12 protein-coding genes are annotated in these 17,480 nt (G+C 43.4%); 8 read left to right on the plus strand and 4 right to left on the minus strand.

The genetic code is table 11. The features are described from left to right. Window positions 1-168: 168 nt before the first annotated feature. From EI164_RS08865 to mutY, 5 genes are all read left to right on the plus strand, one after another. Window positions 169-906: a dienelactone hydrolase family protein gene (locus EI164_RS08865; protein ID WP_192519615.1), complete on the plus strand. Its 738-nt coding sequence runs from the start codon at window positions 169-171 to the stop codon at window positions 904-906. Between the two features lie 351 nt (window positions 907-1,257). After that, window positions 1,258-4,440: a DUF2339 domain-containing protein gene (locus EI164_RS08870; RefSeq protein ID WP_192519616.1), complete on the plus strand. Its 3,183-nt coding sequence runs from the start codon at window positions 1,258-1,260 to the stop codon at window positions 4,438-4,440. A gap of 160 nt (window positions 4,441-4,600) precedes the next feature. Continuing rightward, window positions 4,601-5,557 carry a ribosome biogenesis GTPase YlqF gene (gene ylqF, locus EI164_RS08875; protein ID WP_192519617.1) on the plus strand — a complete coding sequence of 319 codons (957 nt, stop codon included), beginning with the start codon at window positions 4,601-4,603 and terminating at the stop codon, window positions 5,555-5,557. Between the two features lie 24 nt (window positions 5,558-5,581). After that, on the plus strand, window positions 5,582-6,520 hold the full coding sequence (locus EI164_RS08880; protein ID WP_192519618.1) for a GIY-YIG nuclease family protein: 939 nt from the start codon (window positions 5,582-5,584) through the stop codon (window positions 6,518-6,520). A gap of 167 nt (window positions 6,521-6,687) precedes the next feature. Beyond that, entirely contained in the window at window positions 6,688-7,965 is a 1,278-nt protein-coding gene (mutY, locus tag EI164_RS08885; protein WP_192519619.1) for an A/G-specific adenine glycosylase, read from the plus strand. A 73-nt stretch (window positions 7,966-8,038) separates the two neighbouring features. Here the strand turns inward: mutY and EI164_RS08890 are convergent, their stop codons facing one another. Both EI164_RS08890 and rapA read right to left on the minus strand, forming a co-directional pair. After that, the gene (locus EI164_RS08890; RefSeq protein ID WP_192519620.1) at window positions 8,039-8,941 is read right to left on the minus strand and encodes an acyl-CoA thioesterase; all 903 of its coding nucleotides are present in this window, start codon (window positions 8,939-8,941) and stop codon (window positions 8,039-8,041) included. A 365-nt stretch (window positions 8,942-9,306) separates the two neighbouring features. After that, window positions 9,307-12,195, minus strand: coding sequence for an RNA polymerase-associated protein RapA (gene rapA, locus EI164_RS08895; RefSeq protein ID WP_192519621.1), 2,889 nt, complete (start codon window positions 12,193-12,195; stop codon window positions 9,307-9,309). A 406-nt stretch (window positions 12,196-12,601) separates the two neighbouring features. Here rapA and EI164_RS08900 point away from each other — a divergent pair, with 406 nt between their 5' ends. Next, complete coding sequence (locus EI164_RS08900; RefSeq protein ID WP_192519622.1) at window positions 12,602-13,549, plus strand: D-2-hydroxyacid dehydrogenase; 948 nt, start codon at window positions 12,602-12,604, stop codon at window positions 13,547-13,549. A gap of 15 nt (window positions 13,550-13,564) precedes the next feature. On the opposite strand, the gene EI164_RS08905 is transcribed toward EI164_RS08900, so the two are convergent. Further along, window positions 13,565-14,278: an RluA family pseudouridine synthase gene (locus EI164_RS08905; RefSeq protein WP_192519623.1), complete on the minus strand. Its 714-nt coding sequence runs from the start codon at window positions 14,276-14,278 to the stop codon at window positions 13,565-13,567. Between the two features lie 333 nt (window positions 14,279-14,611). On the opposite strand from EI164_RS08905, the gene trxA reads away from it, so the two are divergent. Both trxA and rho read left to right on the plus strand, forming a co-directional pair. Further along, window positions 14,612-14,938: a thioredoxin gene (trxA, locus tag EI164_RS08910; protein ID WP_192519624.1), complete on the plus strand. Its 327-nt coding sequence runs from the start codon at window positions 14,612-14,614 to the stop codon at window positions 14,936-14,938. Between the two features lie 709 nt (window positions 14,939-15,647). Then, complete coding sequence (rho, locus tag EI164_RS08915; RefSeq protein ID WP_192519625.1) at window positions 15,648-16,916, plus strand: transcription termination factor Rho; 1,269 nt, start codon at window positions 15,648-15,650, stop codon at window positions 16,914-16,916. Window positions 16,917-17,160: 244 nt separating this feature from the next. Here the strand turns inward: rho and EI164_RS08920 are convergent. Beyond that, on the minus strand, window positions 17,161-17,480 hold a 320-nt coding region (locus EI164_RS08920; RefSeq protein WP_318779513.1), incomplete at its 5' end, for a transposase.

Here is a 17,480-nt window from a genome sequence, read left to right on the forward strand (position 1 = left end):
CTATGCTCGAGTGGAGGGCAGTACTCTTTTTTGCCAATACATGGCGAAATTGTTTCACCTAGAATGACTAGGCATCAAAAATTTCACTGCATATTGTCTAAAAAATAATCACTGCCAGCACCACATTTGAATGTTCAACACGCCCTAACATAAAAAAAGGAAAACAATATGTCAGTTAAGACTTTTGAATTAATCAGCACCACCGAAAACAACATTGAGCTGATCAGCTATGTCGCCTTACCAGATACTGCCTCGAACGACACGCCAGCACCCGGTATCTTGGTTGCACCAGAATGGTGGGGCATGGTCGAGCATCCAAAATCAGTGGTTGAGCGCTTAGCAGAAGCTGGTTATGCTGCCGTTGCGATGGATGTCTACGGTGAAGGCAAACTAACCACAGATGCTGCGCAAGCCAATATGTGGATGGAGCAAGTGCTTGAAGATCAAGACATCCTCATGGCACGCTGCCGTTTAATTCTCAATGACTTCAGTGATCAGTTAGCGGTTGATGGGGATAAGTTGGCAGTGATTGGTTATTGCTTCGGCGGTAAAATTGCTCTCGATATGGCTCGCGTTGGCATGCCGTTAAAAGCAGTTGCTACCTTCCATGGTAACCCATCACCAAAACAACCCGCAGACAAAAACTTTAAAGCAAAAGTACTAGTCGCCCACGGTCGTGACGACTCAATGGTATCCATGGATGCTATCGACGGTCTTAAGTCAGAGCTAGACGCCGCCGATGTCGACTACACTATCGACGTCTATGACAACGCAAAACACGGCTTTACCAACCCTCAAGCAGATGAGCGCGCCGCCAAAAACGATGTGGACTTGGGCTACAATGAAGCCGCAGCCAAACAAAGCTGGGAAAACATGCTTGAGTTTATGAAAGCAAACTTGGCATAAACTGTCCTCAAGAAAACAAATAAACCAAGAACAAGGGTCGCTTAAGTTATAAGCGACCCTTATTTATTTATAAACAACCGTTTACTAGGGCGTGTCCTCAATTCAATCGATAGTTATCTAAATGAGTTAAAAACGGCTAAATCTTGCCAAACAGCGTCAAATAACTGACTAATATCTCGATATTATCTGCGCTATTTTCCTTGTTTGACTGCTATTTATCTCATTTTTATCATCATTTTTAAAATGAGGACACGCCCTAATAACATTTTGATTGATGCGCAAGGATAGCCTTGTACTTATCGATAAATAACGTCATTATCACTGCATTATAAATGGTATTAAGTGATAAAGATGTTTTATATATTGAACCAGTTGGGCTGGCTAGCCTTTACCGCACTATTAATCGTGGTAGTCGCACTCTATGTCAGAATAAATCGGCAGATTGGACAACTACGCCGTGATGTGGGCAAACTACAAACTCAGCTTAGAAACCAAAGAAGCAGTAATGCCAAACGCTCACCTGTTCAACCAACTGACAACTTTATCTCTAATAACAGTCATGCTAATAACAGCCATGTAGGAGCAGACAGCGCTGTTGACACCGCCCAGCTAAATACAGCTGATGAGACAAATACCACCGTTACCACCGTACATACATGGCCACCATCACGCCCAACGATACCCCAATCTGGCCTACCAGAAAGTGCAGTATCCAGCACTTCTGCTACTGGGATGAACGAAACGGTAAGCGTCACAAAAAATAAAACGCCAACCACTGCTATTCAGCCAGATGAAAGCTCCTTACCTATCGTCACCTCACTGTTTCACTCTATTAAAAACTGGTTTTTCGGCGGTAATTTAGTGGTGCGTGTGGGCGTATTGGTATTGCTAGTGGGCGTGGTATTACTGCTGCGCTTATTGAGCGAATATATCGAGATTTCGATTGCCACAAAACTGATAGCCGTTGGCGTTACAGGGTTAGCATTGGCGGCACTGGGATTAAAGCTAACCGCCAAACGCTTTTCCTACGGTATCACGTTACAAGGTGCAGGCTTAGCCATTGCGTACTTGAGCACCTTTTTTGCTTATAGCGTCTATCAGATTATTCCGAGCTTACCGAGCTTTATTGGACTTGGGTTATTATCCGCCGTCACGATTGCCCTCGCCGTCCGTCAGAACGCCTTTCCATTGGCGTTATTAGCATTGTCAGGAGGTTTCTTTGCGCCGATTTTGACCAGTGATGATACTGGCAGTATGGTTGCCTTGTTCAGCTATTACTTATTATTAAATGTGGCTATTGCCATCATTGGTCATTATCGCCCATGGAAAATTTTGAATTTATTCGGTGTGAGCGTGACCTTTGGCCTCGCCTATTATTGGGGAATAAGTGAAAATTTAGATGCAGTCATTGTGTCGCAGCGTTGGTCATTGGTTTTGTTGGTTGCCTTACATTTGAGTCTTTACCTGTTTGTCGTGATTCGCTACGCCCAACAAATCATCGCTTACAATACTGATAACAAGCAAGCGTTTAACCGTGCCAATAGTACTAAAACCAGCCAAGATGAAAGCAAAAAACCAAACACTGACAGTCAGACCTATCTGTTTCCTATCGATACGGGACTATTATTTTCAGTACCTCTGATGGCATTTGGTTTGTTTGCGGCGCTTTTAAGTAATGTACCTAATGCCTTAACCATCACCAGTGCTGTGCTAGCGATGCTTTATTTAGGACTTGGTTGGATTTTTGTCCAACATAGTCGACGGTACGCACTGATTACCGAAGGCATGTTGGCGCTCGGATTTGGATTTTTGGCCTTGGTCATTCCGCTGGCATTAGATGCCGAATGGATTGCGTTTGGTTGGTCAGTACAAGGACTGGCTCTCGTCTGGTTCGGTAGGCGCTCGCTACGCGCATGGTCGGTATTGCTTGGTCTATTATTACAGCTCATCAGTATCGCTATGCTAGTGTTTACCATCGTATTCTCTGGCAGTGATTATCCTACCTTAGCCTTAAGCATTTCGGGCATAGCTTATTTGGCATCGGTCTTTATCTTACGTAGTAGTCACTCGCCAGCGATGTTAAATGATAGTTTACGTGACGAGTCGATCCACTCAGCTAATTCTCAAGAGCAGTCTACACCAGACTCTATCGTGACTTATGCCAATGCGCTGGGGATTAGCACTGACGCGGCTCGCCAATGGCTGACATCTATCAATAGCCAAAGCACAGCGTTCAATATCGTGTGGCGCAGTCCTAGACTCATACAGTTTTTGACCATGACTGCGATGGTGTGGATGCTTCTAGTATTATTGCTTGATGTAGATCAGTGGTTTAGACATTGGCAACTAGCGACATCTACCTTGATTGCGCTAGCGGCACTGATGAGCCTTGGTATTTATTGGATAGCCAATCGATATCATCCATGGGCCGAAATCAGGCAGTTCAGCCACGGGTTGCTATTACTGTTTTATCTGATGCTCGTTTTACAATTGCCGCAAAAGTTTGAGTCACATCTCGTATGGGCGTCAATAGACTGGCTACTATTTGCAGGCTTGCTCATTGGCTGGCTGATTATCGGACAATTATGGCTGAAGACATGGTTTAATAACGCCAAGCTATCGGCCTATGACAGTACGATCTGGCTCGGCGCTGGCATTTTAATCATTGCAGCAGCCGCTCATTATGGTCTACCCGCCTCTGCTGGTGTGATGGCTGTCTTAATCCCTACTGTTTTGATTATCGCTGGGCTATGGAGCCGTTATCGTTATGCCAGCTACCATCATGGCAGCGACTATAATACTAGCAGTCGTCTTGACCATGCTCGTAAAACAGACCCATCCATTAGTGAAGCTGCAACGCATGGATTCCTGCACTGGTTTGATTGGCAGCGGGCACTATTAAACTGCGCTGCCATCTTTGCGCCCATTGCATTAAGTTGGGTCATCATTACCAACTGGTCTTATAATGGCGTGGTTTGGGGCGTGTCCTATTTCCCGCTGTTGAATTTATATGACGTGACCTCAGTGCTGACGCTACTGGTTGGGTTTGGTGTCTATTACCTAAATCAACAGCAAAGCACCCCACTAACACCAGCAAATCCTGATACCAGCAATCCCATCCAAAAAGCCTCTGCCACTCGTAATTTACTAATAATTTTAGGGCTTATTGGCTTTTGGCTGCTATCTAGCATACTTATCAGAACGCTCCATGCCTTTATCAGCACGCCATTATGGTATGCAGGCGCATGGCAAAGTGAACAGGTACAAACAGGGTTGACCATGTTGTGGACGCTCTTGGCATTAATCGCCACCATCATCGCCAGCCGTTACTGGCAGCGTGCGCTGTGGTTTATGGGCATTGGGCTATTGGGCGTCGTCGTACTTAAGTTAGTATTAGTCGATTTGTCACAGACCGAGGCCATTTGGCGAGTGATATCATTCCTTGGCGCAGGCAGTTTGATTTTGCTGATTGGTTATTTGGCTCCACTGCCACCGGCAGATGATGAGGTAGAAGAAATAAATGATAAGACGTAATCACGACTTCACATAGTGGTTAATAGTGGTTAAGTGAAACTGAGTGGTTAAGTGAAATTGTCCCGTGAGCAATGTGGTTCTGTAGTAAACTGAGTATCATTAGAAAGTAAACCTTGATGGTTTTACTTTTAGCATTTTTTATAAAAGGTTATGAAAGCAGATGGATAAGAGAGCAAGCATTCAGTGGTTCCCTGGGCATATGAACAAAGCCCGTAACGAAATCAAAGAAACCATGCCGCAGATGGACTTGGTCATTGAGGTCATTGATGCACGTATCCCATACAGTAGTGAAAACCCAATGGTTGCGGCATTGCGTGGCGAAAAACCTGTTATCAAAATCCTGAACAAAGCTGACCTTGCTGACCCAGAATTGACTCAAATATGGATGGATTATCTCGAGCAGCAAAGCGGTGTGAAAGCCATTGCTTGCGATACCGAGAAAGCCAATGATGTCAAACGCATCATCGCGATCTGTAAACAACTCGTGCCTAATAAAGTCGGTACAGGTCGCCAGATTAAAGCTATGATTATGGGTATTCCAAACGTTGGTAAATCAACACTGATTAATACGTTGGCAGGGCGTGCGGTAGCAAGAACCGGTGATGAACCTGCCGTGACCAAATCACAGCAGCTGATTAAACTAGACGATGACATCATGCTCTATGACACACCCGGTATGCTATGGCCAAAGGTTGAAAATGAAAATTCTGGTTATCGTTTAGCAGCGACAGGTGGCATCCGTGATACTGCTTTTGACTTCGCTGATGTCGCGAGCTACACCGCTGAGTACCTAATGCATGCTTATCCTGAGCTGCTAAAAACTCGCTATAAAATTGAAGAACTGCCAAAGACCGATTGGGAGTTTTTTGAAGTGGCTGGGCGTAATCGCGGCTGTGTGCGTTCGGGTAATCAGGTCGATACCTACCGCATGTCTGAGATTCTCATTAATGAATTACGTAGTGCGAAGCTTGGACGTATTACACTTGAGACACCAGCCATGACGGAGGCCGAAGAAATCGTGGTCGCTGAGCAACGTCTGGCTGCTGAAGAAAAGAAAAAAGCCCGTGAAGAAGAGAAGCGCTTACGTCGTCTAAAAACGCGGAAGAATAGGAAGTAAATTTCATAAAAAATATCGGCTACTATGAATCCATTAATACCCTCTGCTAAAACAATTCAAATCTATCTACCAAAAGGCAATCCTCGTGGGTTGCGCTTGGCAGAGATGACTACGCGTACCGTACGCCTTATTGAGATTCCACGCATCCATATCAATGATTTTTTTGCGATGCCTGATGCCAATCAAGTTGGTTTGTATTTTTTGATTGGTGATACCGATAGTGTAGAGAAGCCGTTACTCTATGTTGGACAAACTGGCGATCTTAAAAGACGTCTTAACCAACATGATGACAAAGATTTCTGGACACGTGCTTTTGTCATGCTCTCAACCAATAACTCTATGACCCAAACCCATGCGCTATATATGGAACATAAGGCTATCGCAACTGCTATTGAGGTAGGACGTTACGAGCTAAAAAATGGAAATAATGGTAATAAACCACATACACCTGACCCATTAAAAGCTGATTGCGAGGAATTATTCCATACCCTTGACGTTTTACTATCCACCTTAGGACAGCCTATTTTTGAGTCCTTGGCGATTCATGATAGCCTTTATAGTAACGAGACTTATAAAAATAAATCGATTGATTCTACCATTGCTAAAGTCGCTCAAATAATCGATGAAGCTCCAATGAAACCTATTCCATCCCTATTTTACTATAAGGTAAAAGATGGTGATGCTAAAGGATACTATGACGACGATGGCTTTGTAATATTGGCAGGTTCTCTAATACGACAAACACAAACGTCATCAGCTCCGCCATTCGTAGCTAAATTAAAAGAAAGTCTGCTCAGTAGCGGCAAACTTGTAGCCGTAAACAATACAAGCTATAAACTCACTGAAAACCATCTATTTAAAACCCCCAGTGGAGCTAGTGCTCTAGTATCAGGACGTTCGACCAATGGATGGATTGAGTGGAAAAATGAATTGGGTGAAACACTAGATAGTATTTATCGATAACATATTGACTCTGTTAGCAAACTTGTCATTAATAAAACCTTACTCTCGACACCCTTAAGTAGTTATTTTTATTATGTTGTTCAATAACATCACGTCAAAGTTGGGTCGTAGCAAATACGTATATCAGGTATAATTGGTCACCTTTAAAAGACTAAATATAAGAGCCTATGACCCAGCCAACTGCTAACTCTAAAGCTTCTGACACTACCTTCAATCACTCCCCCAAATCTCTAAACGCCTTCGCTCCACGCCTCCTAAACTGGTTTGCCGAAAACGGTCGCCATGACTTACCCTGGCAACAGCATCAAACCGATACGCCAAATCCTTATATCGTTTGGTTATCCGAAGTCATGCTTCAGCAAACACAAGTGACGACAGTGCTGCCCTACTTTGCGCGATTTATGGCATCGTTTCCGACCGTGCATGATTTGGCAGCAGCAGACTGGGATTTGGTCGCCGAGCATTGGGCGGGGCTGGGCTACTATGCACGTGCGCGTAATTTGCATAAAGGTGCCAAGCAATTGGTAGAGGTAATCGATGAGACAGGCGAGTTTCCGCAAACGCTCGCAGGATGGGAGGCGATCTCTGGTGTAGGACCGTCAACAGCTGGTGCGATTATGGCCATGGGCTTGCACCATTATGGCGTCATCTGTGATGGCAATGTCAAACGAGTCATCACGCGTTGGGCAGCGATTGATGGAGATATTACCAAGTCTGCCACCACTAAAGAGCTATGGGCACTGGCAGAGCGTTTGACGCCGACAGCAAACTCAGGATTATTCGCGCAAGCGATGATGGATATGGGCGCGACATTATGCACCCGTAGCAAACCTGCCTGCCTGTTATGTCCACTCAAAGAAGACTGCCTAGCGCATGCACAAGGGCGCGAGACCGACTATCCTGTCAAAGCAAAGAAACAGCCCAAACCCAGTAAGTTTAGTCATGCGTTACTCATTAAAAATGCCGATGACGACATTTTATGGCTGCAGCGCCCTGATAACGGCATTTGGGGTGGATTGTGGAGCTTGCCACTGCAGTTCGTACAGAAAGTCGAGGGTAAAAAAGCAAGTAGTAAGACGGCTGATAAAAAGACAGACTCTAGCGATGATAAGTTATCAAACGTAGCAAATGATGTACGTAGTAATGAAAAAGTATATGAAGCAGAATTTACCACCGCTGAGCAAATCATTAATGAGTGGCTCATAAAAAACAAACTGGTGGCAAAATCAGTTAGCCATACATTGCTCGATGATGCGCCTATTAAACATTCGCTGACGCATTTTCACTGGTACTTAACGCCGCAGTCAGTGACTATCAATACGAAGCAAGCAGCCGACATAACCAAATCACTGCAAGCGGCTGATATTAATATCAATTGGTTAAACGCTGACGATGCTCAAGCAACGCTTGGTTTGCCACGAGCCATGATTAAGATCTTAGAGTAAAAAATTGGCATAAAAAAAGCGACTCATCATGATAATGAGTCGCTTTTTTTCTTGAGAATCAAGCTCTAGCCATCTAAGACTTCGGCACACGCAAGCGCATCAGTCCTTCTTGTTGTACAGTGGCAATCAGCTTACCGTCTTGCCAAAACTGTCCGTGGTTGAGCCCCTTAGAGTTAGAGGTCGTATCACTCCACATATCGTACAACATCCAATTATTGAGATCAAAATTACGATGGAAATGCATCGAGTGGTCGATACTGGCCGCTTGCAGACCACTGGTCATAAAGCTAATGCCATGTGACATCAGCCCCGTACCTACCAAATAAAAATCAGACGAAAATGCCAATAGCGCTTGCTGAATCGCCACTGGTTGATTGCCCAACTCGCGGATACGTAACCAGTTCGCCTGCTTCGGTTTCATAGGCTCTGGGTTGATAGGGTCACGCGGCTTGACTGGCTTAATCTCGACATGACGACGACGCATAAATCGTGATTTCAGGGCAGTCGGTACTTTGCCAATATGCTCTTCTTTTAGTTCTTGCTCAGCGAGCAAATCTTCAGGCGGTGGATAGACGGGCATATCTTCTTGATAATCCAGCCCCTCCTCCATTGGTGAAAACGAGGCAATCATCGAAAATATTACTTGCTCAATAGGTGGCTTACCGCGCACTTCTTTGTATTGAATCGCCGTCACTTCACGCGCTGACAAGCTACGACCGTCACGCAGGCGGCGCACTTGATAAATTACTGGCTGGTTGATATCACCACCACGCAAAAAATACCCATGCAGCGAGTGGCAAGGCTTGTCCTTATCTAGTGTATGCGCCGCAGCCATAATCGCTTGTGCGAGCACTTGCCCACCGAAAATACGACTACCAACATAGTCATGGCTCTTACCCTCAAACACATCAGGGGTCACTTCAATAAGTGCAACAGTAGCCAACAACTCATCAATCAGTTGCGAATAATCGGGCATGACAATATATTTCCTTATTTTCATCAAAAATACACAGCACCTCACGATATCAATAGACTATATCGACAGATCCTTTGTATTTACATTTGAATTTAAAATAATATGAAATCACTTGCTAAACGTAAACAAGAGAGATATTAGAACAATAATACAGCCATAGCAGCGCTATCACTAAGTATTTATTATAAATAGAAAAAGGTAAACATCTTACCCAATATCAATGATTTTAGCTAGCAGCTGACTGTATACTGGCAAGTATCATATTTTTGTCTAAGCAAAACGGTGCAAAATGGTCAAATAAAGTCGATATATCTATAAAGAACGAAATAGCCGCTGCTACCTCGCTCTTTATTTTTATTATAAACTTATGGCTTAACCGCCACGAGCACACGAATAGAATCTGGTACCAGTGACAAGTTACCAAGCGCTTGCTCGCCTTGGGCTTTAAGCTGCTCTAAGTGCTCAATCTCTTCATCACGTACGTTAGGATTGATCGTTTGCAGATGTTTCAAACGCTTGATTTCGCGTGACCATTGCTGACTAAAACGTGCAGTGGCTTGCTCACCAATCTCAGCTATTTGCTGACGAGCAATATCTTCAGCCTCATAGTAGCGCTGCTCAATTACATCACTGCGTACTTTAATCACTTGGCGTGCACGGTTTTTGTCCAAACGCTCAATATGCGGCATGATCATATCGGCACTGATACGAGCAGACAAATCACTGCCCTGCTCGCTAATAAACACACGAATATTTTGCGTGGTCAAAGTCGCTGGTAGATTCAGCATTTTGGGCGCAATTGCTTCAACACGGAAGTTCACCTCTAGCAGCACCATACCTTGTGGAACAGCAGCACTTTTGAGCATAGCAACTGTCGTATTACCAAAAGTGCTGGTACTCGCCAAATCATAAATAGCACGCATCAATGGATGCTCATGAGTAATAAAATCAATATCTTCACGTTGGAGCGCTTGCTCTCGCTCAAAGGTCAGTGTCATACCGTCTTCATCACCAAGTGGTAAACCATCGATATAGTCACTGATCTCAGTACTGTCGATAGGTGCGATGACCCACGAACCGTCACGCTGAATACTATGATCGATATTGGCAGACGCAAAGAAACGCTCAATAAAGTGCGGCAGCAAGTTATTACTATCAAAGTCACGCATAGCATCCGCGATACGACCAGCGACACGCGGACGGCATGAGTTATACTCAAGCAGACGATCGCGACCTGCTTGTAGCTGGGATTCTAGTCCCAAACGTGTTTTTTGTGCCTCTTCAATGATGTCTTGTAAGATCACGTTGTTTTCGGCAGTATCCGCACCCTCAAGCATTGGCTTTAGCTCTTGGATATACTGCTCTTGTACGCTCTGAGCGGTTGGTGATATCTGATTGAACATATTCAGCGCATCGTTATACCAATTATACAGACGCTCTTGCGCTGTGCCTTGTACATAAGGAACATGCAACATGATTTGCTGGGTCTGACCGATACGGTCTAAGCGACCGATACGCTGCTCTAATGTGTCTGGATTGGCAGGTAGATCCCATAATATCAACTGGCTGGCAAACTGGAAGTTACGACCTTCTGAACCAATCTCCGAACACAATAGAATCTGTGCACCTTCACTATCGGCGAAAAATGCTGCTGCTTGGTCACGTTCAAGCAGTGTCATTTGCTCAGTAAAGATAGCCGTCTTGATACCTGCATGCAGACGCAATACCGCTTCTAAACTCTCTACCGTTGCACCGCTACGAGCGATTAACAACACTTTTTGATGTTTTAGCTCACCTCGTAGAATCTCTACCAACCAAGAAACGCGTGGATCGTCTTCTAACCAGCCACCATCTGGTTGATTTTCTTCGCCCCATAGCTGCTCACGCAACTTACCTTGAGTTTGGTAGCTGTCTTTCCATGATTCAGGTAGTGGTAGAGGATAAGGCTGGCTACTACGACCATAAAACCCTTTGACACTATCACGAGTATTACGGAACAGGATACGACCTGTACCATGGCGATCTAATAACTCATTGAGCGCATAGTTACGTAGTTTTTCATCATCATTAATCGCTGCTAATTCATCAATATCGATAGTAAGCAAACCACTCAAAGCAGCGATTTGCCCTTCACTCAATGGCTTATCGTCTATTAATACACTAGCGACTGCTGCCGTTTCAGCAAAGGCATCTTGACCATCGATAAACTCATCTAAATCATCGAAACGATCTGGATCCAAGAGACGCAGACGAGCAAAATGGCTCTGTGCGCCAAGCTGTTCAGGTGTGGCTGTCAATAACATAACCCCTGCCGTTTCTTCAGCAAAATCTGCAACTAAGTCATATTTATCATTGCCACCTTGCGCCTCGTCCCAATGCAAATGATGCGCCTCATCGACGACCAATAAATCAAACCCTGCATCCATCGCTTGGTCGTATAAATCAGGATGATCCAGCAATAGATCCATACCAGCGATGATACATTGTTCAGTACCAAACACATTTTGTTCTGGATCGTGCTCTTTAATTGCCGAAGTACGTACCAAATCAAATAAAGAAAAGTTTAGATTAAAGCGACGGCGCAGCTCAACCATCCATTGGTATTGTAGACTGTCTGGCACAAGAATTAATACACGCTCGGCCTTACCTGTAAGCAGTTGCTGATGAATAATCATACCCGCTTCAATAGTTTTACCAAGTCCGACCTCATCAGCGAGTAATACACGCGGTGCGATACGTTTGCCAACTTCATGCGCAATATATAGCTGATGCTCAATGATATCGACACGCGCACCCATCAAACCTTTGAGTGGATGACCTGCCAGCGCTGATTGCATACGCAAAATATCTTGACGCAGCTCATACCAATCACCGCGCTCAATTCGACCAGCCAGTAGACGCTCAAGTGGCTTCGCCAAAGTAATATTGGCTGCTAGACGAGTCTCCATGATACCGCGTTCGTGTTCATCGACACCGTACTTGAGCACACCCATTACTTCATCGACAGCATTCACCGTATAACTTTTGCCATCTTGGTCATAGATACTATCACCGACTTTGAACACCACACGTGATAATGGTGCAGAATTTTTGGCATAGACGCGCATCTCTTCGCTTTGCGGGAATAAAATATGCACACATCGGTCGTCAACATCGATAACCACACCCAAGCCAAGCTCAGACTCCGTATCAGATAAATAACGTTGACCAACGGCGAATTCAGTACTGTGCAATGAAGCGATAGAGATAGTCATAAGGCGATGTCTTTTGTACCCAGATAGTAAGAAATTAAAGAAATAGTGAAAAACGCTAGCAACGAGAATTGGCCAAGCAGCAAAAAACTAAAGAAACATAAGCTAAATGTCGTATTAAGTGTCTTAACAAAAACCAAGCCAACAGTTTGACTTCACCATTATATAACGTTAGCGGGTAGATGAGTGCGTTAAGTTAACTTTTCAAGAGCAGATTCATGCAGGATTTTGTCAATACTAGGCATCACAGAGACAAGCATAACGGAGAAATGCAAAATCATAAAATCACGACTCACTATGAAAAACAATCCCACAACGTGATACATTAAGTTGATAATCAATAAAAATTTAAATCAACCTTTTAAAAATAGCCATCGAGCTTAAAACGATCATTTAACAAGGAGCAACCATGCAAGCGGTTTTTTTAGATAAAGGCACTTTTTCTGATGGCGTTGAGTTACTCGCTCCAACAGGTATAAGCGACTACATCACGTATGATGAAACGCCACAAGATGATGCGATTATCATAGAACGCTGTAAAGACGCTGATATTATTATCACTAATAAAGTACAGGTCAATGCTGCGGTGATAAGCAAACTGCCCAATCTTAAGCTTATTCAGCTCACCGCCACTGGCATGAACAATGTTGATCAAGAGGCTTGCAACACACACGATGTCACTCTCTATAATGTCGCAGGCTATGCCGTCAAAAGCGTACCTGAGCATACTTTTATGTTGATGCTAAACGGCATGCGCGCAGGTATTCATTACCATCAAAAAGTCTCTGACGGTACGTGGCAAGCAAAAGGGGATTTTTGCCTATTGGATATCCCACTGATAGATTTAGAAGATAAGACACTGGGTATTATCGGACTTGGTACCATCGGTAAACGCGTTACCGAAATTGCACGTGCATTTGGTATGACGGTATTGTGGGCAGAGCATCAAGGACGTGAGCCACGTAATGATGATTACACAGCGTTTGACGATGTATTAGCACGTGCCGATGTGATCAGCTTACATTGTCCACTAAACCCACAAACGCAGCACCTCATTAATGCAGATACTTTAGCAAAAATGGCTAAGCAACCCTTCATCGTCAACGTCGCGCGCGGTGGGGTCGTCGATAGCGAAGCCCTCACCAATGCGGTGAACAACAAGCAAATAAAGGGCTATGCCAGCGATGTGTTTGAACAAGAGCCTATCGCAGCCGACGATCCTTTATTAACCCTTGCCAATCACCCACGAGTGATATTTAGTCCGCACAATGCTTGGGGCAGCAAAAGTGCACAAGAAAAGTTATGGCAAATATTAAGCACACAAGTCACTGACTTTATCGAAAAACGTTCAATTTAAGCAACATCAGAGGGCTCAAAATGGACTTGGGCTCTCCCAATCCATCCATGCACCCAGTACTGGATGCTTTAGGCGTAAGTGCTGCGCGTGCAGGTTCAGCCTTGGTGCTACCTCTAGCGCAGCACCCTCAGCGTAGATAGGATCGCCAATCATTACATGACCGACATGAACCATATGGACACGCAATTGATGACTGCGACCAGTAACTGGCTTTAACATCACTCGCGTGACCATCTGACCATTGCATTCTTCATGAGCCATTACTTCATACAAAGTCAACGCATGCTTTGGCCAATCATGATCGACAATATGGCGTGGTTTCGTCTCTGGCTCGTAGCGTACTGGCACTGATATCTTACCAGTGACGCCCACACTCTCCCACTGCCCAAAGACACGTGCTTGATACTTTTTTTGTGGTAGACGTTCTATAAACTGCTTACTAATATGGGTCTGTGCAGCGGCGTTTTTTGCAAAAATTAGCAATCCTGAAGTATCCATATCAAGGCGATGAATCAACTTAACCGCAGGATTAGCACGCTCAAGCCTTGCTAGCAAACTCACCTTTAGCGTTTTTCCATCAACACTTAATAGTCCTGCAGGCTTATCAACCACCCAAATATCATCGTCTTCATAGACAGTGACTTCTTGTGCAAATGCTTGAAAAAACTCAAGCGGATAGGCTTGCTCCTCAGTATTAAGGGCATCAACTTCTTCATCGGTAAAAAGCATAAAAATAGACTACTTATATTAAGGGCTTGGAAGTAAAAACAGTGGTTATATTATATTGTATAAAACAACTAATTTTGACCCAAAAGTAAGGGGGATTGCAGCAGCTGATTTACAACTCATAATTTATATCGCTATGTGTCGATTTATTGTGCTAATACTAGTTGTTAAACAATTTAACCAGCCTGTATCTGTCAAATTAGGGCAAACATGTTAATATAATGGCACATTTCCACCCATTCTAAACAATTCTTTGACCACCAAGCGATTTATTATTAAACCAATATATATGTTGATGAGTGGTGATAGAAGTTATAAAACAAGAGAGATAAAATTATGTCAGACCTTATTTTACATACTACCGACACAGACTTTGATCAAGACGTTCTACAATCAGACGTACCTGTATTGGTAGACTTTTGGGCGCCATGGTGTGGTCCTTGTAAAGCTATTGCTCCTATTTTAGAAGAGCTGGCAACTGAATACCAAGGTAAAGTTAAAATCGTCAAAGTAGACGTGGACAACAACCCACAAGCAGCTAGCCGTTTTGGTATTCGCAATATTCCAACGCTATTTGTCTTTAAAGGTGGCGAAAAAGTTGATTCTGTAATGGGACTACAGCCAAAAGCTGAACTGGCCAAAGTGCTAGACAAGCATCTATAAATCAAAAACCTTTGAATAAACTAGGGTGTGTCCTCATTTTAAAAATGGTGATAAAAATAAGATAAATTGCAGTCAAACAAGGAAAATAGCGCAGATAATATCGAGATATTAGTCAGCTATTTGACGCCGTTTGGCAAGATTTAGCCATTTTTAACCCATTTAGTTGGCTATCGATTGAATTGAGGACACGCCCTAGCCTTATGCGAAGTTTTTAGCAAAGTTATAAATGCAGACTAAAATGCCATTATCTAAGTTAGATAATGGTTTTTTGCTTATTTTTTATGCAAAAAACTCAATAATATGACTTTTTTAGCAAAATTTATTGACAATGGCATTGTGAAGACCGTATAGTCTGCTGACAACAGAAAACTAATTGTTTTCCTATGTGTCTTATCGCTATTCTCCTCGTGTTTATCAACAAAAACACAATCGTCGTTATAAACACCATTACTAAACGGAATGACTAAACACAATTACTGATATTGAGTTTTTGACGCAGACTCTTATGTAGTCTTCTTTATCTTTATTTCTTATTACCATGCATTCTATTATTGCAACGCGTACATAAGCTAACATGCTATACCTAAACTACATAAACTCTAACTCTGTGTGCACACCCTCTATCGCCATACTGTCGTTGTTTTAATCAATGTCGTGACTTGTGCTGCTAATGGCATCTCTCATCTGATCAATTGCTAATGACCTATCTATGAATCTTACTGAATTAAAGAAAAAATCAATCTCTGAGCTACTGGCTATTGCTAAAGAAATGGGTCTTGATAATATGGCACGTAGCCGTAAACAAGACATTATCTTTGCTATCTTAAAAACCCATGCACGTAACGGTGAAGCCATTTATGGTGACGGCGTACTTGAGGTTCTTCCGGATGGTTTTGGCTTTTTGCGCTCATCAGAAGGCTCATATTTAGCCGGCCCTGATGACATCTATGTCAGTCCTAGCCAAATTCGCCGCTTTAGTCTGAAAACTGGTGATAGTATTGCCGGTACCATTCGACCACCAAAAGATTCCGAGCGTTATTTTGCGCTATTAAAAGTTGGTGAAATCAACTTTGATACCCCAGATCGCTCACGTCATAAGCTTATCTTTGAGAATTTAACACCACTGTTCCCAACTGAACAGCTCAAGCTTGAGATTGGTAATGGCACGACCGAAGACTTGACTGGTCGTATTATTGACCTTATCGCACCCATTGGTAAAGGTCAGCGTTCTATTATCGTTGCACCACCAAAAGCCGGTAAAACGATGCTGCTACAAACCATCGCGCAGTCGATTACTCGTAACAACCCTGAGTGTTACCTCATCGTACTATTAATCGATGAGCGTCCAGAGGAAGTTACCGAGATGGTACGTACGGTACGCGGCGAAGTCGTTGCCTCTACGTTTGATGAGCCACCACAACGTCACGTACAAGTGGCTGAAATGGTCATCGAAAAAGCCAAGCGTTTGGTCGAGCATAAACAGGATGTGGTTATCTTACTTGACTCTATCACTCGTCTGGCCCGTGCCTATAACACAGTCATCCCTTCATCAGGAAAAGTGTTGACTGGTGGTTTAGATGCCAATGCATTAGAACGTCCAAAACGCTTCTTTGGTGCTGCACGTAATGTCGAAGAAGGTGGCAGCTTAACAATTATTGCCAGTGCTCTTATCGATACTGGCAGTAAGATGGATAGCGTTATCTTTGAAGAGTTCAAAGGTACAGGTAACCAAGAGATTACGCTTGAGCGTGATTTGGCTGAAAAACGTGTCTTCCCTGCGATTAATATCAAAAAATCTGGTACTCGTCGTGAAGAGCGCCTGCTTGATGAAGATAAACTGCGCAAAGTTTGGATTTTACGTAAATTACTACAGCCGATGGATGGCGTACAAGCAACTGAGTTCTTGTTGGATCGCTTAAAAGAAGCGAAGACCAATGATGAATTTTTTGAGCAAATGAAGCGTAAATCACAAAACTAATGCTAGCGCCGAATTGCTTTAACTTAATAAGCAAACATTTAGCTTAAATAAAAAAGATCGCTTTCGAGCGGTCTTTTCTATTTTCAAGACTGAAAATGGCAATCAGCAATCTCAACCGACCTACTATAATCAAAGAACTTTAAAATCGATACAAGGCAACCAACTGCAGATTGTACAAGTAGTACATCTAAGAAGGCTAACGCTGTAGCGATTTAGTAATTCGCTGACTATATCTACCCCACTCTCAACTTGAAATAAGCAAATCAAACTGAAGAGGCGGGTTACCAAGTTTTTTATTGAGTACAAAGCACAGATTATGCGACAGAATCTTACGAATCAATCGATGAGACAAATGCCATAAATCTCTTGCTCGTACCTTTTGTATATTAAATCGTTCTGATAACTGACCAATGACTGTTTCAACGATACGGCGGGCTTTCATTAGCCGTCTTACCACAGGTTTGGGTCTATCTTCTTTCATATTAGCTCTGAGTGGCGTTTGTAAATCTACTCCTTGAGCGTCGTAGTACGATGTCAGACTCGGGCTGATATACCCTTTATCAG

This window comes from Psychrobacter sp. FME13 (assembly GCF_014861395.1).
GTDB lineage: Bacteria > Pseudomonadota > Gammaproteobacteria > Pseudomonadales > Moraxellaceae > Psychrobacter.